An 18,407-nucleotide genomic window follows, 5' to 3' on the forward strand; every position below is an offset into this window, starting at 1 on the left:
AGCGCGGGGCAAGCGTGGGCGGCCTCCGTCAGAACGGCGCGCCGGCCTCGACCTCTGCCGCAACAGGCTCGGGCGCGGACTGCGTCTCTGCGCCGGTCGGCTGCTCGGCGCCGGGCGCACCCTCACCCTCGGCGGACGTCGTCGACGCCGCCTTCACGGTGCGGGTGAACGTCGATCGGCCGAAGGTGAGGTCGTGACCGACCGTGTCGGCGTCGATCTCGATCGTCGTTCCCTTGTTCGTGTCGCTCTGCCAGTCGCGCTGACGGACGCGGCCGGCCACGACGACGCGCTCGCCCTTTCGCACGCTCGATGCCACGTGCATCCCGAGTTGACGGAAAGCGGTCACGGTGTACCAATTGGTGTCGCCGTCGATCCATGCGTTCTGGCTGCGATCGAAGCGGCGCTGGTTGGACGCGAGCCGGAACGAGGTGATGGTCAGCCCGTTCTGGGTCGTGATGTGGCGCGGCTCGGTGGCGACGAGCCCCGTCACGGTGATGGTGTCGGTCATGGTGTCCTCCTCATGGGTGTGTGAGTGGACGCCGGACGGTTCGTGCCGGGAACGCCCGGCGTCCGCGCACAGTGTCGGCGCGCACCGCAGTGCGGCGGCGGCACAAGCCGCGAAGTGTCGAAGCCGCGACGCGGCCGCCGCGTGGGGAGGAGGGACGCCGGAAAGCGCCTAGTGTTCGCGGAACTCAGGCCGATCGGCGCCGGGGCCGAGCGAGGCCGTCAACGCACCCTTTGCCGCATCCAACGAGTCGAACGGGCCGCGAAGCTCGTCCTTCCCCGCAACGCGGATCGAGAACTCGTCGCCGTGCCGCAGAATCGACCCGACGGTGCCCGCCGAGCCGGTCGCGACCCAGCTTTGGTCGTAGACAGTGTGGTTCGTCATCGGTGCTCCTTACTCGTCACGCAGGGACGTACTCGGTGCACTCATCGACGGTACTCCTCCGGCACCGAGGCCGGTAGGGGTGTCAGCGGGAGCGAAGGTAGGGAGCGTACGACTGACGTATCTTGTTGACCTTCGGAAGAGCGACCGCCAGGCAGTATCCCTGACCGGGGTTTTTCGCAAAGAAGTCTTGGTGGTACTCCTCGGCGTCGTACCAATAGCCGAGCGGGGACAGCTCGGTCACGATTCCGCCGCCCCAGGTGGCGTCGGCGCGCGCGATCGCCGACTCAAACAGCGCACGCTCCTCGTCGTCGGCGTAGAACATCGCCGAGCGGTACTGCGTGCCGATGTCGGCCCCCTGACGGTTCAGCTGCCGCGGGTCATGCAGGGTGAAGAACATATCCAGGATGACGTCGGCCGGAATGATCTCGGGGTCGAACACGACCTTCACCGCCTCCGCGTGCCCGGTTGTGCCCGCGCAGACCTGCTCGTAGCTCGGATTCGGCAGGCTTCCGCCGGTGTAACCCGAGATCACATCCTCGACTCCGTCGAGCACGCGGTAGACCGCATCCAGGCACCAGAAGCAACCGCCGGCGAGGTGAAAGGTACGCATGCGCTCATGGTACGCAGGCAAAGCTAGAGTGACGCCATGAGCTACGTCGCCGCCACTGATCGTTACAGCCGCCTCGACTATGCCCGGTGCGGGGTCAGCGGGCTGAGGCTCCCCCGCATCTCACTCGGACTGTGGAACAACTTCGGCGATGACCGGTCGCTCGAGACGCAACGGGCGATCATCCGGCGCGCATTCGATCGCGGCGTGACGCACATCGACCTCGCAAACAACTACGGCCCACCGGCGGGCAGTGCCGAGATCAACTTTGGCCGTATCCTGCGCGACGACCTCGCGCAGCACCGCGATGAGCTCGTCATCTCGACGAAGGCGGGCTACTACATGTGGGAGGGACCGTACGGCGAGTGGGGCTCGCGCAAGTACATGCTGTCGTCGCTCGATCAGAGCCTCCAGCGCATGCAGCTCGACTACGTCGACATCTTCTACTCGCACCGACCCGACCCCGAAACCCCGATCGAGGAGACGATGGGCGCGCTCGCGAGTGCCGTGCAGAGCGGCAAGGCGCTGTACGCGGGCATCTCGAACTACTCGGCCGAGCAGACGCGCGAGGCCTACGACGTGGCGCTCGACCTGGGGCTCCGACTCGTCATTCACCAGCCGCGCTACAACATGTTCGATCGCTGGGTCGAAGACGGCCTGCTCGACGCCCTCAGCGACACCGGGATGGGCTCGATCGTCTTCTCGCCGCTCGCGCAGGGCCTGTTGACCAACCGCTACCTGAACGGCGTGCCAGACGGATCGCGCGCCGCAGAGGGTCGCTGGATCACCCCCGATCACATCGACGATACCTACCTCGAGCGCGCCCGCGCCCTGCAGCAGATCGCCACGGACCGCGGCCAGAGCCTCGCTCAGCTCGCGTTGCAGTGGGTGCTGCGGCACCCGCAGGTGACGAGCGCCCTCATCGGCGCATCGAGCGTCGCGCAGTTGGACGACAACCTGGATGCACTGGGGAGCGATCCGCTCGACGATGACACTCTCGCCCTGATCGAGCCGCACGCGGTTCACGGCACTGGGTCCCGGCGCTAGGTGGGGTACCTCTACGCCCTGATCGCCGCTGTGCTGTTCGGGGCAAACGGGAGCGTCACGAAGCTGACGATGGAAGCCGGGCTCAGCCCCGCCCAGGTCACACAGTTCCGACTCATCGGCACCGCGCTCATCGCGGGCGTGGTGCTGTTCCTCATTGAGCGTCGGGCATTCCGGGTTCCTCGTCGGCAGTGGCCGGTACTGATCGTGCTCGGCGTGGTTGGCGTCGCACTGCTGCAGGCCACCTACGCCGCTGCCGTTCAGCTCTTGCCGGTGGGCATCGCCCTCTTGCTCGAGTACCTCGCGGTGCTCTTCGTCGCGCTGGTGGCCTTCTTCATTTTCCGCGAGCCGGTCAAGGCCAGACTCTGGGTTGCCATCGGTTTCGTGCTCGTAGGGCTTGCCGTGGTTGCCCAGATTTGGTCGAGCACACTCAACCTCGTCGGCGTTCTGCTCGCGCTCGCGGCGGCCGTCTGCCTCGCCACCTACTTCCTCGTCGGTGAGCGTCAGGTCGCGACAACCTCGCCGCTGGCGGTGTCGTTCTGGACGATGCTGATCGCCGCCGTCTTTTGGGCCTTCGTCAGTGGATGGTGGGAACTCGAACCCGGCGTCTTCGTCACACCGGTCGAGGTCGGTGGAGTGCTCGGTGAGCTCAGCGTGCCGATGCTGATTCCGCTGTTGTGGAACGTCGTGCTCGGTTCGTTCGCCCCCTTCCTGCTGAGCCTCGCCGCGCTGCGCCACCTGCCCGCGACGGCGGCCGGGATCGTCGCCTCGAGCGAGGTCATCTTCGCCTTCGCCGTTGCCTGGGTGTGGCTTGGCGAAACGCTCGCGCTCGTGCAGGTTCTCGGGGCGGCGACCGTGCTCGTCGGCATTGTGCTCGCCCAGACCGCGCGCGTCGGAAAGCGTCCGGTCGTCGACGCCGACCTGGCGCTCGATACCGGTCCGATCACGACTATCCACACCCGCGAGGCCTCCCGCGAATGAGCCCTGAGCGGGAGTAGCCTGACCCCATGCAATGGGGGAACGATCTACTCACCTGGCTGGCCACCGACGATGGGCAGCGTGTGCTGTTCAGCTCGGTCGTGCCCGCCGTCGCCATCGTCGTCGCCGGCATTATCGCGGCCCTGATCGGCCGCGCGGCGTCGAAACGGGTGATCGCGCAATACCAGCGCGATGCGCTCACCGCCGCGGTGCAGGGCCTCGTGCTCGCCGGGCGCAAAGCCGCCGGCTGGAATGCGATCGGAACCATCGAGCGCGTGCAGGTCGATCACCTCATCGCGGAAGCCGAGACGCGCATCCGATTGCTGCCCGTTCCGGGTGCCGCGCTCGCCGCCAACTGGTCGGCCCACCAGCTGGAAGACATGAAGCGCAACTCGGCAGGGTTCTCCTTCCAGGCCCAACAGCTGCTCGCCGAGTACCGCGACCGACTGATCGCATGGAACGAGAAGCCCCGCCGGGCGAAGAAGCTTTTCGGCGCGGACCTTGAGCGCTGGAAGTACGAGGCCGACCCGGAGGAGCAGAAGCTCGTCGCTGAACAGGTCGAGTGGGAGCGCGGGCACACGCAAGCCGAGCACGAAAAGACGGTCGCGGCACCCGCCGTCGTCACGCCAGCGCCAGCGACACCCGAATCGGAGCCCGCGGAGGCGTCGAACTCGGAGGCCGTTGCCCTCGCTTTCGCTCCCCCACCCGCGGTCGTGCCCTCAGCGCCGAGCGACGATGCCCCGGCGCCAAAGCCGGCATCGGCGGTTCGCGAACGCATCGAGGGCGACGAGAACTCCTAAGCCTCCGCGGCGCTCGCCAGGGCGGACTTCCCGGCGAGTATGCGCTCGTAGGCGCGGCGCGACCACATCGACACGTGGTGGTGCATCTCGGGGATCAGCGGTTCATGCTCGGGCTTCATCAATACGCTGCGCATGATGCGCGCGGTGGGCGCGTCGTCCTTCAGAGTGATGCCGCGCATCCGCAACTGTTCGGGCTTCACGACGTACGTCGCGAGGTGTGTCTGCTGCGGGCGCGCGGGAGCCGCGGCCATCTCGAAAATGGCGTGCGACACCTCGTCGAGCTGACGCATTGTTTCCACCCGCGGCAGGTACGTGATGATGTCGGTCTCGGGGCGTTGGTACGGCTGCAGGATCTCGCTGTCACTGATGAGGCCGTGCCAGGCCTGCGCGGCGCGGTAGCCCGGCGCGATGATCGCACCGAGACCCGACATGTCGAGGGGGAACACCTTGAGGGTCGCCCAGAGCGCCGCGGCCGAGGCACCGGCCCGCGAGCACTCGAGTTGGATCTCACCGAAGTGCCGCTCGGTGGAGGCGAAGTACGTGTACGGCGACTCGTGGTGGTAGAAGCGCAAGATCGACTGGTCCGGGAACAGCACCGCCCCGCAGCCGTACGGCTGTAGGCCGTGCTTGTGCGGGTCGACAACGACGCTGTCGGCCTCGCCGATCGCGGCGTAGTGGCGGGCTGTTTCGGGCGCGAGCTCGCCCTGCAGAAGCGTGAAGAAGCCGCCGTACGCTGCATCCACGTGCACGCGCGCGCCGTACTCGCGCGCAAGCGGGATGATGTCGGCGAGCGGGTCGACGGCCCCGAGGCCGGTCGTGCCGAGGGTCGCCACCACGACACCGATCTCGCGGCTGCGTAGCTGCTCCTCGAGCGCGTCGAGCGACAGGCGCCCGTCGGACTCGGTGGGGATACTCACCGTGTCAATGCCGAGCACCTCACCCATGCGGGAGTGCGTGTAGTGCGAGTCGGCGCTGTGCGCGATCGCCGCGCCCGGCCGAATCTCGCGGCACACCCACAGCGCCTCGAGGTTCGCGGTCGTGCCGCTCCAGGTGAGATGACCCATGTAGTCGGCGCCGAGACCGAACATGGCGGCGAGCTGGTCGAGCACCTCGTGCTCCATCTGCGTCGTCGCGCGGCTCGCATCGATGGAGTGGTTGTTGGGGTTGATCTGCATCGCCGCGATGTACGCCGCCATCGCGACGGGGTGCGGCGGCTTCAGCATCTGCCCGGCATACTGCGGGTGGAAGTACGGAAAATCGACGTCGAGCCGCTCGACGAGTTCACCGAGTACCGACTCGACCTGCGTCGGGTCGGCGTGCGTCGCGGGATGCGCCTCCCACGTTCCGTACGTCGCTTTCAGGTCTTCGATTCCCGTGATGACCTGGGGAACCAACTCGGCCAGCGTCATGGCGCGCTTCGAGGACGACACACCGCACTCCTTCGTGTGGATGAACGGGGCACGCGGCGCGGGATCGGCCGCCACCCCGGGTGGCAGGCCTGAGTCTAGTCAGGATCGTTTGGAAGCGTACGAGATTGCGTGAGCGCGCCCTCGGCAGGAAGTGGAGCGCCGCGACCGCGCTCGTGGCGCGGAGCGCGTTGCGACGCAGAAGCGGCGGCGCAACCAGAAGTAAACGCTGCGCCCTCGGCAGGAATCGAACCTGCGACCAAGAGATGAGAACGCCCACGAGATCTGGGGTTACGCGCCCTCGGCAGGAATCGAACCTGCGACCAAGAGATTACTCGGCCACGGATGTGCGACCACCGCGCCGGATGCAGGATCTGGGTTCGACGCGGCCACCGCGCGCGCCTCGTGGTCGCGGCACGAGTGGACCAAAGGGACGCGCACGATGAGCACGGCACCGCTCAACGTGAAGATCTACGCCTCAGGGCGGATCAGCATGGTGTGCCAGTACTGCGGCCGGAAGTCGCGTCCTATTGAGGGGCCGCTCGACATCACCACGATGAGCCTGGGCTGGTGGGTGACGCCCTACCCTGCCGAGTTCGTGCACGACTTCGACGGCAGCACCGGAGCGCGCTATACGTGCCCGGCGTGCGCCAGGAAGCCTGGCGTGAAGCGGCCGCTGCTCACGCGCGGTCTCGATTAGACCTGGCGGCGTCGCACCCTCACCCGAAGGGGGTGCGCCGCCGCCTGCATAGACAACAACGTCTGCACTGGTAAGTCCCAGAAGGCGGGCTGGAAAGCATGCGCCGACCGTTATGGACTGAAAGGGCGTCACGTAACGGAAGGAGAGCGCATGAACACCGACGAAATCATTGACTACTGGGCCGCCTACATGCGCGCCCAACACTGCACCGAACGCACCATCCGAGAACGCGGGATCTTCATCCGCGCGATGCTCCGCCACACCGGCGCGGCGAGCATCCTCGACATCACGAAGCAGCAGCTCGTGTTGTTTCTCGGCCGACCAGACCTGACCGGGAAGACGAAGCAGAACTACCGGTCGACGCTGCACACGTTCTTCACGTGGATGCAGGACGAGGGTCTCCGGCTCGACAACCCCGCCGCTCGTCTGCCGCGGCCGCGCGTCGAGCCGACTGAGCCGAACCCGGTCAGCACGGAAGACATTCAGAACGTGCTCCAGTCCGGCATTTACGGGCCCACCGTCATGAAGGTGCTGCTGTACAGCTACCAGGGCCTCAGAGCGTCGGAGATCGCCGCCGTTCGCGGCGACAACATCGACTGGGACGCCGGCACCATCCTCACCGCCGAGGGCAAGGGGAGGAAGATCGTCACACGCCCACTGCACTCGATCGTGCTCGAGCACGCCATCGCGGAAGACTACCCGCGAGACGACTGGTGGTTCCCGGGCCTCATCCCCGGCGAACACGTGCGAGGCAAGTCCGTGTCCAACACGCTCTGCGCCGCGTTCCGCCGCGCCGGCATCGCTCACCGGGCCCATCAGATGCGGGCTTGGCACGGCACCACCCTGCTTGAGCTCGGAGCCGACTCGATCGACGTGCAACACTCACTCCGCCACTCGGACGGGCAATCGATGCGCGCCTACGTGCGGCCCTCTCAGGACCGAATCAGAGCGGCGATGGAGCGACTACCCCGAGTGAGTGTGCCGACCCGTCCAGCGGGCCGCAGCGACCTGCGGCGAGCGCCAGCGAATCGGGCCGGGTAGCCTGTGCGGGTAGCCCTCGTAGCTCAATGGATAGAGCATCGGCCTTCTAATCCGGTGGTTGCAGGTTCGAGTCCTGCCGGGGGCGCAGATCGCCGCGTAACGCACGAAAAAGCCCCACCAGGCCCGGAGGACGGTGGGGAGCTATGCGATCAGTGTACCGCCCACCAACGACAAAAAAGGCCCCCCTGCGTCACCGTCAGCCCGTGTGGCTGCTCCGATGATGCAGGGGGGTTGGTCGTACGTCTACGACCGAGGCTCACTCCCGCGTTGGCAGTTGTGAGTTCGTCCGCGCAACCGCAGACCGTTCATGTGAACTTTCGCGTCGAATGTTTACACGACGCAGGAACGTGTGACACCTATTCGCACGACTCGCAACGGTTCTCGTCCCTGTTCAGTGCCGCCGCTCACTCTGCGGTCTCCTTGCCGCCGCGCAGCGCGACAGAAGTCAACACCGACACGAGGCCGGCGAGTCCGGCGACGGATGCGCCCTGAACCCAGTCGACTTCAAGCAGGCCGGTCACGCCTGCGGTGAGGACACCGATCGCGGCTTGCGCGGTTGTCGCCAAGCATCGGTCAAAAGTGTCTACCCAGAACCGTTTCGATGCGTACTTACTCATGATGTGTGCTCCTTTTGGGGGTCTGTTCGTGGTCGATGGCAACCGCTCATCGAGGGAGGGTGTCGGGCCAAGGTGGTGGGGTGACGCCGTGGTTCTTCATGTGGTCGCGCTGGATGAAGATGAAGTCGCGGTAGGCGCGGTTCTCGGACTCGAGCCGTTCAAGGCGCTGGTCTGTCTGGTCGCGGTATCGGGAGAGTTCCTCTTGTAGCTGGTCGATCATTCGTTGCTCGTTGGACTGCTTGGCGGCGTCGGTGGCGGCCTTCGCCGCGATGTTTCCGACGCGTTTCTGTCCGCGCGAGGCGATCACAGCGCCCGCGATTCCACCGACGACGGTGAGCACGACGCCCGACAGGGTGAGCAGGCCGATGACGAGTTGTTCGGTCATGTGGTGCCCCCTCCCGAAGGCGGGAAGGGACTACTTGACGATCGCGTCGCGGGCGGCTTGACCGTTCTGCGCTGCGGTCGGCACCTTAGCGATCGCGTCCAGGACCGGCTGCAGGTCCACGGAGCCACCGGAACCGCCCGTCTGCACCTTCTTCACCTCGGCAATGACTTCGGCCGCGCGGTCGGTGGTGTGCTGGTTGATCGCGTTGCGGGTGACCCGGGCGAGCACTGCATCGATCTGCTTCGCGATCATCTCCTCTTCACGCTTCACGCGAGCCCGGTACTGGTTGCCCCAGTACTCCTGCGTCGCGATGTACGTCGATCGAGGCAAGTCGGCTGCGGGCCCGTACTGACGGATCCACGCCTCGGCGCGAGCACGGTCGGTCGTGGGTTCGAAGCCGTCGCCAGCAGTCGAGGTGATGGTGTCGCCAACACGGGACCATTCCTCGATCGCCGTGTCGGAACGTCGGAATACGCGAACGGTCATGGGGAGCCTCATCTCATCGGGTGGACGGATCGGGTTGGTGCCGTCGTCGGCGAAGTCGGGTGGACTGATCAGCGAGGCGACGTATTCGATGTGCCACGGCTCGCGCACGCGATCGCCGGTCTCGAGTGACCACCCGAAAGTGGGCCCGATGCGCCTTACGGCTTGGAGTGCGGAGACGGTGTATCCGTACATGTCGATCGCGCGAGCCCAACCGTGGCTCGACGTGCCGGGTGTTGCGGCTTGCGGAAACGGAAGGGTGTTCCAGTAGTGCTGCTGCAGCGCGAAGTCGCGGTACCCCTCGCTCACACGGAGACGTACCCCGGTCTCGGCCGCGACAGCGCGCACGAGCGCCTGCCACGCTCTGGCCACGGTGTGGTGCACGTACTGCTGCTTGCCGAACTGCATCCCGCCGGGTAGCGCACCTTTACCGATCGGTGAGAGGGCCGTCAACGGTATGCGGCCGTTCTGGTGGCCGCCCCAAGCGAGACTCATCAGCTTGGCGCGGTTCCGCCGCGGATCAGCTCGACGCTGAGGGTGTGGACGACGGAGAGAGTGCCGCCGGAGTCCTGGAATCCTTGCGCCCGAACGACGGTACCGGCCGGCAAGAACCGGACACCCGACGCAGTGAGGGCGGACGCCGCAGCCGCGGGCGCCCTCACGGCGAGCCGCGGAGACGGAACGGAACCGTTCAACGTGATCTCGAGCAGCCGAGAACCGGTGCTGCTGGTCGCGAAGTTCGCGGTCGCAAGGATGCGGTACCAGCCTGCCCGGCTGATCACGATCGCGTTCGTGCCCGGACTCATCGTGGAGCCGAAGCCGCCCGTGTTCGTGTTCGACTGCAGGTCTGTCTGCGTGTTGTTGTTCAGGGACTGGGTGCCGGCGAAGTATCGGAGCGCGCGGGTCGTCTCGATCCACGTGCTGCCGTCGAACTCCCACGTTGACGCTTGGTCAACCTGATAGCCGGTGTCACCAGCCCGCATCCCGGTCTCAGCGTTCCGCGCCGCCGTGTCTGGCCACCGGTACGGTTCGGTCTGCAGCAGCGACCACGACGTGCCGTTGAACTTCCACATGCTCGGCGCGGTCGTGGCCACGGCGAGCTGGTTCCGGACCGCCTGAGCCGGAAGCTCAGCCGCGGTCCGTACGTGCAACACCCCTCCCGCGGCACTTGTGAACCGGGAGGTCTGCGTGATCGTGGCACCAGAGTTCGTCGCCGTAATGCCAGCGGGCACGGTGATGCGCGCCAGCTCGATAGCACCCGGGAATGCAGCCAGCGACGGCGCAGTCGGTGAAGATGCCGGCGTGCCCTGCAGCACACCGATCTCAGGAGCAGTCGCTCCCCCATCGAGTGCGAACTCGCGCTGCCACACGTACACCACATCGATGCGCGAGTTCGCGCCCGGCGCTGCGGTCGTGGGCACGTTGACGACACCGTCATTCGCGAACAGGACAGCACCGAGACCCGGGCCGCGCGAGGACACTGCCGTGAACGGGAACACGTCGTAGGACATGCCAGCGGTTCCGACCACGATGTTGTTCCGACCGTCGAAGAACAAACCGGGCCGGATCGTGTTGTCCGTCAGCCCTGCCTTCGCGATCAACCCGAGTTGTGCGAGCTTGTGGTCGGTGGGAGTGACAACTCCTTCATCGTCACCGTATGTGCCGAGACCCTTCGAAACGGTCATGAGCGTGCCTCCTCAAAGCATGGGGAAAATCCCCGATAGCCGGGGCGGAGAGAACCGAACAGCGACCGTGAAGGTCAGAGCGTGCTGATGACCGAAGCGGTCAGCCGGATCGGGCCGGCGTTGATGAAGTGCAGGAACGGTGACCCGGCAGAGAGTCCGACACGAGCGACCACAGGGCTGATGGTGTATTCGCCTGCCGGGTAGAACATCATTCCTGCCGTGCCGGTCACGATGTTGACGGTGCCGTCGTAGAACACGCCCGCGCGGACAAGGTTGGGGGTGCCGCCCGCTTTCGCGACGAGGCCTGACTGTGCGAGGCGGTGCGCGATCGGGGTAGTGACACCGACACCATTACCGGTGATGCCAAGACCAGGCTGTGCAGTCATGTGGGGCCCCTAAATGTGGGCGCGACAGCAACCCTCAACCGGTTGGTGAGGGTAGATGCAGTGAATTGGTTAGGGGATGATCGGTTCGACGACGGCCTGGTAGTACACTTCTGCACCGTTCGTTCCCGGCGCGGGAGACCATGGGCCGACTTGGGAGTTCCCAAGGACGCGGAACGTGATTGTTGCCGATGCGGGCATCACGACGGACCCGTTGATGGTCGTGTTCAGGGTCGCGAACCCGCTAGTGCCGAGCGCGGCGAATGCGCGTTGCGAGTTCACTGTTGCCGCGCCGCTGACTTGGTATTCGATGGTGCTGTAGGCAATGTCGGCCGCGCCGGAGTTGTTGAACACGGCGACGATCGCGCTTGCGGTGAACGTGACCCGGCATGGGTAGTTGGGTGCGGTGAACACTGTTGAGGTGAGTGTTGTTGATGTGGTGGTGAGGGCGAACGTTTCGGAGAATCCTCGCCCGGCCGTGTTTTGTGTTCGTGCGATGAGGTCGATTACGCCGTCGAGGGTGTCGACTGTTTTTTGAAGCTCCGCTTGTGCGACCTGCAACGCCGCAACCGCCTGAGCATTCTGCGTACCCGTGGGCCGTTCCAGCTCAGCCACCCGCTTGCGGAGCTGCTTCACGGCTTCAGTGAGTTCCCCGACGTTGCCCGGTGGTGGTGCCGCGTACCCTCCGGCCATCAGATCACCTCCGGTTGGAGCTCCAGGTCGACGCTGCGGCCGCGGTTGTCTCCGGATCTGCTGATGATGCGCATGCTGTGGTCTCGGTTCTCCAGGTACAAGTTGTTCCGCACCCGAACCTTCGCAAAGTCACCGACCGTGAATCCCGACAGGAACGGTCTCTGCGCGGTTTCGTGCCGCACCGACCACGTCTCGAGCGGACGCCGACCGAGCGTCGTGACCTCGGCGGCATACCTCTGCAGAGTCTCGATGCGAGAGACTGTTGCGTGGGACGAATCCACCACCTCGAGCAGGGGGAAGCCCTGAACGCCGAGCGTCGCATCTTCCGACACCGCGACGAGCACGTCGTCAGCTGCTCGGCCGCCAGAAGCGAATCCGCGGCCCGCCAACCGTGTGCCGTCGGCCTTGATCCTGAGCCGCGAAACAGACGAGCCATCGAGACCGATCGTGAATGTCGGCCGCACTTGCGAGAACAACAGCGGCTGAGTCGGTGTGCCAATCTGCATGACCCACTCGATGCCGGTCTTGTCTGGCCTCAGCCGCGGCTGGAATCGAATGTCAGGGCCATTCTCAACCTGCGTGAGTTCGCGCAGTCGCTCCCCCACAATCCCGAGGTCGCCGCCACCGTAGTTGCGCACGTTGGTTCCCGCGATCGCCGCCGGCAGGATCACCGGGACAGCGCCGCCCGTGTGGCTCCGAGCCTGCGCGACGAGCGTGCGAGCAATCCCCTGCAGAGAAGAAGTGAGGTTCGTATCCGCGCTCGGGCTCGAAGGCAGAAAACCAGCGAGCACCGGTATGAGCACGCGGTGATCGAAGTAGGACCACATGCCGGAAGCCTGGATCGTCAGTCGACCTGTGTCGTTGTCGAAGTCGTGGATCCAGATCGGTCCCGCCTGCAGAACCAGATCCCCCTCGATAGCGGCCAGGAACGCTTTGCCCGGCTTCGCGGACTCCTGCAAGCCCAGCCGCCTCACCTGTTCATTGCGGAGCGTCACCGTGCAAGAGAGAGCTCCTGCATCGTTGAGCGTGTCCCGCCACGTGCCCGAGATAACGGGTACGGTCTGGATGCGCTGCCCGGTGAGAAGGTCACCGACGATCCACTTCACCACCACCCATCACTCCACTCGACAGTCATCGTTGGTGCGCCAATCGACTCGCCAAGAGCCAAGAACTGGACCTCGAAGGACTCGCCGCGACCGGCTTGGAAGAAGTCCGCGACGGTCAGATACGTGGAGCCGTCCGAAGTGCCATCGATCAGCACGCCACCAGTGCGGCAGTCGATGAGGACGTCGGTTCCCTCCGGGACGATGCGGTCGTATCGGAGCCGCTGAGAGGTGTCCAAGCGGACCACCTCGAACCCGAGTGTCAGCCCGCCGGTCACCCGGATGCGTGGCGAGATCGGCGCCGTCCCGATGTTCGACACGGTGACGCGCCCAAGATTGCCGTTGCTTCCGTAGTGCAGTGCACCAGACGGCGACCCGAGCGGATACTCGAGGCCGCCGCCTGGCACCGGCAAGCCCGTGCTGGCGCTGCGCGGCTGCCCGTACTTCACCGGGTCGTGCGCGATGAATCGCCCGATGACGCGTGCCTTGCGGTTGTTGATGGGGATGACCTCGGGCTCACCCGACAGGCTCACCATGCAGGTCCGCTGCCCGAGTGAATCCGTCACCGTGAGCGGGAAGGGGCGACCATCACTCTGGATGGCCGCCCAGCGCGCCCACAACTGTTCAGCCTCTGCCTGCGTGGGTGCGACCAACGCTCCCTGGAAACGGAGCACGCGCGCTGACCGCAAAGCGCGTTCCACCGGGAACGCGCCGTCACTGTCAGCGCGGCCCTCCGCGTCGTCTCGCATCGGCGGCCCCGACTGCCAGCCCTGCAGTCGTGTGTAGACCAGGCCGCTAGGAGGTGAACCGGGAATGCCCTCAAACAGAAGTCCGTCGATCTCGACTGAGCTCACGGCAGCAACCCCCCTTCGATCTCCTGCTTCAGCATCGACAGGAGCACGTAGGGATCCGTTCCTTGCAGCACAATGTCTCGCAGCCTCAGATCACCAGACGAGCCCCCACTGCCTTCCTCGGGCACTGCGCCGGCTGGGACGCGGCTCTGCGCGACGGCCAGCGAAAGGTCACCCGAGACGCGGCCGATCTGAGACTCGAAAGCCTCGGCGCCGCGCTGAGCGAGGTCCTGCATCGACTCCTCGAGCGTGTCCTGCTCTCGATCGACACCGAGAGCAGCTCCCTGGACCACATTCCGACCCGGGCCGATCATCCGTCTCGCCGGCGAGGCGATCCCGAAGAACGACTTGAACCCATCGAACGCGGCACTGGCCACGTTCGTGATCGCGCTGACGACGGCGCCGATCATGGAGCGGAGGCCGTTGATGATGCCCCGGACGATCTCGATTCCGAGGCTCTTCCAGTCGACCCCGACGAGGCCGTTCCAGATCGCCGCGATGATCTCGGGGAGCATCGCGATGATTTGAGGAATGGCCTTCACCAGTCCCACGATCAGCGCCACCACCAGTTCGATACCGGCCTGGATGAGCTGAGGCAGCATCGTGAGCAGACCCGTGACCAGCCGGATGACAAGGTCGATCGCGGTTCGGATGAGCTGCGGTAGCGCCTTCACCAGACCCTGCACCAGCGAGAGGAGCAGCTGGATGCCGCCCTCGATGATCTTCGGCAGGTTCTTGATGATCGTGTCGAGCAACCCCATGACGAGGTTGAGCGCCGCGTCAAGCAGAGCGGGCAGGGCGCCGACGATGCCGAGCACCAGCGCCATGAGCAGCTCGATGCCGCCGTCGATGATCATCGGCAGGCTGGACACGATTGCGGACAGGAGCCCATCAACGAGTTGCAGAGCGCCAGCGATCAGGAGCGGCACCGCCTGGATGATCCCACGGAGTAGCGCTTGGACCAGCGTGATGGCACCCTCGATGATCTTCGGCAGGTTCGACACGATGGCCGACAGGAGTCCGTCGACCATGGCCAGAGCGCCGGTGATGATCACCGGAACCGCAGTGATGAGTCCATCGACAAGGGCGCCGACGATCTCGACACCCGCGGTAAGGAGCGCCGGCACCTGACCGAGGATCGACTCGACCAACTGCGGCACGAACTCTGCCACCTTGGCCACCAGGCCAGGCAGAGCGCTCACCACGGACGAGACGATCCCCGTGATGCTCGACACCAGGCCAGACGCATCAGCACCCGTGAGAGCGAAGCCAGCGAACCCCGCGGCCACAAGCCCCAGAGGCGATGCCAACGCCGCGAACATGGGCCCCAGCGGGCCCAGGAGCGCCGCGAGCGGCCCGAGACGGGCGAGGACGCTCGCCAGCCCGCCGGCGCCGAGCGCGGCCATGACGCCACCGATCGGACCGATGATGCCCGAGAGGCCTTCGAGCGCAGTGCCCGCAATGCCGGTGCCCTCACCGATTCGGTTGAGCAGGTCGGTCACCCAGTCCATGGCGGGGCCGAGTACCCGGAGTAGCACATCACCGAACGCCTTCGCGCGTTCCTCGATCGGCCCCAGGGCAGACGTCGCAGCCTGGATCAGCGGACCGATCTTGCCGTAGATGCCCTCGAGCGCGTTCGCTCCGATACGCCCCATGGCAGCGAAGAAGTTCTTCGCCGCGCCGGGCACAGTGCGGCCCATCTCCTCCGCGACGGTGCCAGCGGCGACCTCTGCCGCCTTCGAGAAGGTCTCGAAGTCGACCTTGCCCTCGGAGGCCATCTTGAACACTTCACCGGCCGTGACGCCGAGCTGGTCCGCGAGAGCCTGGTAGATCGGGATGCCGCGGTCGGCGAGCTGACCGATGACGTCGTTCTGGACGCCGTTGGCCTGCGTGGCGGCCCGGTTGAAGATTCTGCCCATTTCCTCCATCGACATGCCCGCTGCGGCCGCGTTGTTCGCGATCCGCTTCAGGTGTCCCTGAAGTTGCTCTCCCGGCAGAATGTTCGCCGCGACGGCGGCCGCGGCGACAGTTGCCGCTTCACCAAGTCCGAACGCGGTTCCGCGCACGGAGGCGAGTGCGTCGCCCATGATGGCCGTGACGGTGCCTGCGTCGTTGCCGAGGCCGCGAAGCTTCGCCTGCGCGGTGTCGATCGAGGCGAGGCGCGAGAAGCCCTTCCCGAGGGCGATGCCCGCCGCGACGCCGGCAGCAGCGACCGCTCCGGTCGCGACGTTCTTGATGCCGTCGCCGAGAGCCTTCCCCGCAGCAGCGCCAGCTCGAGCCGCCGCGTCGACGACCGAACGGAACCCCGAGGCTGCCGACGAGGCAAGTCGAGAGACGCCTGTCCCGAACGTCGACACCATCCGCGAGACCGCCGGGCCCGCAGCTGCGCCGATTTTCGAGAACAGCGACGTCACCTGCGAGGTGACCGGCTGCATCCACGCGGCGACGTTCGTGCCGAGCCGGATGAACGGTGACGCGATGGCGGTACCGACGGTGCTGAGAACGCGACCGACGGGCGCGAAGGCGTTGCCGATTACGGAACCGACGCTCATCGCCCAACGACTCGTCGACGACCACACACTCGCAAGACGGCCGCCCACCATCGACGCCATGGAGGTGAACGACGTGTATGCCTGCTGAGCCATCAACCGCGCGAGGCGCCCGAAGTGCGTCAAGCCACTGACGTCGGATACTGCGCGGAGGACGCCACCGATCGACCCGGCGACGCCGGTGAATGAGGACTTCGCCGCGTTCGCGTCTCGGAAGCCGTCTCGGAACCCGGACGCCATGCGGCGGAGTCCACCGGTCGTGCCGTCCGTCGAGGACGCCAGGTCGGTCGTCGCAACCCGCACGGCCTCCTGCGCAGCGGTGAGCCGCGCAGAGGCTGCCGTGACAGCGTCGACGGCGGAGGTGTGGCGGCGTCGAGCGGCCGCGAGGCGCTCCTCAGCTGCCACAGCCTGCGCGGAGCCCGCCCCAGACTTCTCGATCGCCTCCTGGAGACGCACTTCAGCAACCCGCACCTTGCCGGCTTCGTCCTGCTGCCGCAGGCGCGCCTTGGATAGCGCGGCGGAGGCCGCCGCGACGCCGGCGTTCAGCTTGCCGAGCTCGGCCGCGCCGAGGTTGCCCGCCGACGACGACAACGCCGACTTCATGTCGCGGCCGAGCGAGCGACCCGTCTTCGCACCCGCGCCCTTGAAGCCGCCTTCGAACGACTTCGCACCAGCCGCGCCGGCCTCCTGCGTGCCCTTGGTGACACGCGACTTGAAGCCGGTCATCACCGGGAAGATGCTGATGTGACCAGAGCCAACCTCGGACGACATCACACCTCCACAGGGCTGAGCGGCTAGCTTGCGAAGACGATGCCGTCCTCGAGCTCTGCCTGGGCTATCGCGACCTCTTCAGTGGTCGCCTTTGGTGCGTTCGACCGGGGCGAGTTCATCGCCCACGGCATGACCTTCCGGGAGGCTTTCGCGTCGCCGATCATGGCGGTCAGGTTCAACAGCTCGAGCATGTTTGCGGGGTACGCCCACCCAGCGAGCTGCGCGCCAAGCGCGGTGCCAGGATCAGCGGCCGCTTCTTCGAGCAAGCTCCTGGCCTCACCCCACGTGAGTGCGTCGCCCAGGTCCGAGAGCCCCACGTTGAATGTCTCACGCAGGGTGCGTGCGACTGTTCCGCGGTGCTCTCGGATCAGCTGGACGACGCTCAGGATTCCGGGAAGGAGGCCTGCGAGATCTTCGAGAACACGGTGAAGTACCGGTCCGCCATGATGACGGTCTCCGCGAGGTCGTGTTTCGAGAACTCCGCCGCGACGTCGTCACCGGCGACACGCTTGAGCAGCGTCTTGAACTGGTCGACGGGGTTGGCGGCGTCCTCCTGCAGCGCGTCGACGTCGTCGAGGCTGAGCGAGAGCGGCATCTTGACGATGACGCCGTCCGGGAAGCGGCCGATGAAGTTCTTCTCGACGATGATGTGCTTGATGTCCGGCTTGAGGGCGGCGAGGGCCGCTGTCTCGTCGTCCTCGGTCCAGTTGTCGAAGTCGTACTCTTCGGGCTCGGGCGCGGGCTTGGTGCGTGTTGCCATGGTGGGGCTCCATTCGGGTTATCGGGTTCGGGTGTGGACTGGCCGGGGCGACCCGAAAACACCCCGGCCAGTCGTCTGTGTCAGACGCCGGCAGGCGCGACCGGGGCTGCGGGGCCCCAACGCCAGAACGGCGCGTCGTTGAACAGCGGGTCTTCCTGCCACTTGAACGTCACGTTCTGACCTTCGACCTCACCGCGGGTCGACTGATCCGGCTCGACAGAGGTGATCGACGCGACGCCGATCTCGCGCTTCTCGTGACCGTTGCGGTAGCGGGTGACCACGAGCAGGATGAACCGGTTGTCGGGCAGCGAGGACGACACCTCAATCACACCGTTCGTGTCCGGCTCGACACCCTCAATGAGCGCCTGGACGGTCGGGTTCTGTTCGGCCAGTCCGATGGTGACCATCCGCTCACCGTCGCCGGCGAGGGTGTACCCCTTCTGGAAGAACTCGATCTCGTCGCCGCTTTCGCGAGCTGCGGCGGGACCGCCGTCCGTCTTGTACAGGCCGAGCCGTTTGAACGCGGTCGACAGCACGAGCGGGCTGGCGCCCAGGTCTGCCTTCGCGATGACGTTCTCCGCTGCGGCAGGCGCGAAGGCGGCCATGCCGGTGATGGGTACGGCGACTGCGCCGAGATCATTCCCTTGGCTATCCGCGGGCAT

The 18,407-nt window shown here is 66.2% G+C and carries 21 protein-coding genes and 1 tRNA gene; 6 read left to right on the forward strand and 16 right to left on the reverse strand.

Going from position 1 to position 18,407, the window contains the following annotated elements; all coding sequences use genetic code 11:
- Window positions 1-28 precede the first annotated feature (28 nt).
- The 3 genes from ssb to msrA all read right to left on the reverse strand — a co-directional run bounded on the left by ssb (window position 29) and on the right by msrA (window position 1,499).
- Entirely contained in the window at window positions 29-508 is a 480-nt protein-coding gene (gene ssb / locus EV140_RS09450; RefSeq protein WP_130283312.1) for a single-stranded DNA-binding protein, read from the reverse strand.
- A 168-nt stretch (window positions 509-676) separates the two neighbouring features.
- Window positions 677-889, reverse strand: coding sequence for a methyltransferase (locus tag EV140_RS09455; protein ID WP_096422181.1), 213 nt, complete (start codon window positions 887-889; stop codon window positions 677-679).
- A gap of 82 nt (window positions 890-971) precedes the next feature.
- Complete coding sequence (gene msrA / locus EV140_RS09460) at window positions 972-1,499, reverse strand: peptide-methionine (S)-S-oxide reductase MsrA (RefSeq protein WP_130283314.1); 528 nt, start codon at window positions 1,497-1,499, stop codon at window positions 972-974.
- Between the two features lie 36 nt (window positions 1,500-1,535).
- On the opposite strand from msrA, the gene EV140_RS09465 reads away from it, so the two are divergent.
- From EV140_RS09465 to EV140_RS09475, 3 genes are read left to right on the forward strand one after another with little or no spacing between them, the layout of a single operon-like run.
- Window positions 1,536-2,543, forward strand: a complete 1,008-nt coding sequence (locus tag EV140_RS09465; RefSeq protein ID WP_130283316.1) for an aldo/keto reductase — start codon at window positions 1,536-1,538, stop codon at window positions 2,541-2,543.
- A complete protein-coding gene (locus tag EV140_RS09470) occupies window positions 2,544-3,521 on the forward strand; it encodes an EamA family transporter (protein ID WP_130283318.1) in 978 nt (325 codons plus the stop codon).
- A 26-nt stretch (window positions 3,522-3,547) separates the two neighbouring features.
- Entirely contained in the window at window positions 3,548-4,318 is a 771-nt protein-coding gene (locus EV140_RS09475) for a hypothetical protein (protein ID WP_096422189.1), read from the forward strand.
- On the opposite strand, the gene EV140_RS09480 is transcribed toward EV140_RS09475, so the two are convergent.
- A complete protein-coding gene (locus EV140_RS09480) occupies window positions 4,315-5,748 on the reverse strand; it encodes a pyridoxal phosphate-dependent decarboxylase family protein (RefSeq protein ID WP_241971404.1) in 1,434 nt (477 codons plus the stop codon). The genes EV140_RS09475 and EV140_RS09480 overlap by 4 nt on opposite strands.
- A 418-nt stretch (window positions 5,749-6,166) precedes the next feature.
- Here EV140_RS09480 and EV140_RS09485 point away from each other — a divergent pair, with 418 nt between their 5' ends.
- From EV140_RS09485 to EV140_RS09495, 3 genes are all read left to right on the forward strand, one after another.
- On the forward strand, window positions 6,167-6,424 hold the full coding sequence (locus tag EV140_RS09485; RefSeq protein ID WP_130283320.1) for a hypothetical protein: 258 nt from the start codon (window positions 6,167-6,169) through the stop codon (window positions 6,422-6,424).
- 150 nt (window positions 6,425-6,574) lie between these two features.
- Window positions 6,575-7,465 (forward strand): tyrosine-type recombinase/integrase, encoded by an 891-nt coding sequence (locus EV140_RS09490; protein WP_130283322.1) that lies wholly within the window; start codon window positions 6,575-6,577, stop codon window positions 7,463-7,465.
- Window positions 7,466-7,477: 12 nt separating this feature from the next.
- Window positions 7,478-7,550, forward strand: a tRNA-Arg gene (locus EV140_RS09495).
- A 319-nt stretch (window positions 7,551-7,869) separates the two neighbouring features.
- Here EV140_RS09495 and EV140_RS09500 read toward each other — a convergent pair.
- The 12 genes from EV140_RS09500 to EV140_RS09555 form a co-directional block, all read right to left on the reverse strand.
- On the reverse strand, window positions 7,870-8,082 hold the full coding sequence (locus tag EV140_RS09500) for a holin (RefSeq protein WP_130283324.1): 213 nt from the start codon (window positions 8,080-8,082) through the stop codon (window positions 7,870-7,872).
- Window positions 8,083-8,128: 46 nt separating this feature from the next.
- Entirely contained in the window at window positions 8,129-8,467 is a 339-nt protein-coding gene (locus tag EV140_RS09505) for a hypothetical protein (protein ID WP_130283326.1), read from the reverse strand.
- A 30-nt stretch (window positions 8,468-8,497) separates the two neighbouring features.
- Window positions 8,498-9,445: a M15 family metallopeptidase gene (locus tag EV140_RS09510; RefSeq protein ID WP_130283328.1), complete on the reverse strand. Its 948-nt coding sequence runs from the start codon at window positions 9,443-9,445 to the stop codon at window positions 8,498-8,500.
- A complete protein-coding gene (locus tag EV140_RS09515; RefSeq protein ID WP_130283330.1) occupies window positions 9,445-10,635 on the reverse strand; it encodes a hypothetical protein in 1,191 nt (396 codons plus the stop codon). Before EV140_RS09515 ends, EV140_RS09510 begins: the two co-directional genes overlap by 1 nt.
- Before the next feature lie 74 nt (window positions 10,636-10,709).
- Window positions 10,710-11,021, reverse strand: coding sequence for a hypothetical protein (locus EV140_RS09520; RefSeq protein WP_130283332.1), 312 nt, complete (start codon window positions 11,019-11,021; stop codon window positions 10,710-10,712).
- Window positions 11,022-11,090: 69 nt separating this feature from the next.
- A complete protein-coding gene (locus EV140_RS09525; RefSeq protein ID WP_130283334.1) occupies window positions 11,091-11,654 on the reverse strand; it encodes a hypothetical protein in 564 nt (187 codons plus the stop codon).
- A gap of 56 nt (window positions 11,655-11,710) precedes the next feature.
- A complete protein-coding gene (locus EV140_RS09530) occupies window positions 11,711-12,823 on the reverse strand; it encodes a hypothetical protein (protein WP_130283336.1) in 1,113 nt (370 codons plus the stop codon).
- Window positions 12,814-13,668 (reverse strand): phage distal tail protein, encoded by an 855-nt coding sequence (locus EV140_RS09535; protein ID WP_130283337.1) that lies wholly within the window; start codon window positions 13,666-13,668, stop codon window positions 12,814-12,816. The genes EV140_RS09530 and EV140_RS09535 overlap by 10 nt, the downstream gene beginning before the upstream one ends.
- Complete coding sequence (locus EV140_RS09540) at window positions 13,665-16,985, reverse strand: phage tail protein (protein WP_130283339.1); 3,321 nt, start codon at window positions 16,983-16,985, stop codon at window positions 13,665-13,667. The genes EV140_RS09535 and EV140_RS09540 overlap by 4 nt, the downstream gene beginning before the upstream one ends.
- A 23-nt stretch (window positions 16,986-17,008) precedes the next feature.
- Window positions 17,009-17,302, reverse strand: coding sequence for a hypothetical protein (locus EV140_RS09545; RefSeq protein ID WP_241971405.1), 294 nt, complete (start codon window positions 17,300-17,302; stop codon window positions 17,009-17,011).
- A gap of 65 nt (window positions 17,303-17,367) precedes the next feature.
- Window positions 17,368-17,745 (reverse strand): hypothetical protein, encoded by a 378-nt coding sequence (locus tag EV140_RS09550; protein WP_130283341.1) that lies wholly within the window; start codon window positions 17,743-17,745, stop codon window positions 17,368-17,370.
- Window positions 17,746-17,825: 80 nt separating this feature from the next.
- Complete coding sequence (locus EV140_RS09555) at window positions 17,826-18,407, reverse strand: hypothetical protein (protein WP_130283343.1); 582 nt, start codon at window positions 18,405-18,407, stop codon at window positions 17,826-17,828.

This window comes from Microcella alkaliphila (assembly GCF_004216855.1).
GTDB lineage: Bacteria > Actinomycetota > Actinomycetes > Actinomycetales > Microbacteriaceae > Microcella > Microcella alkaliphila.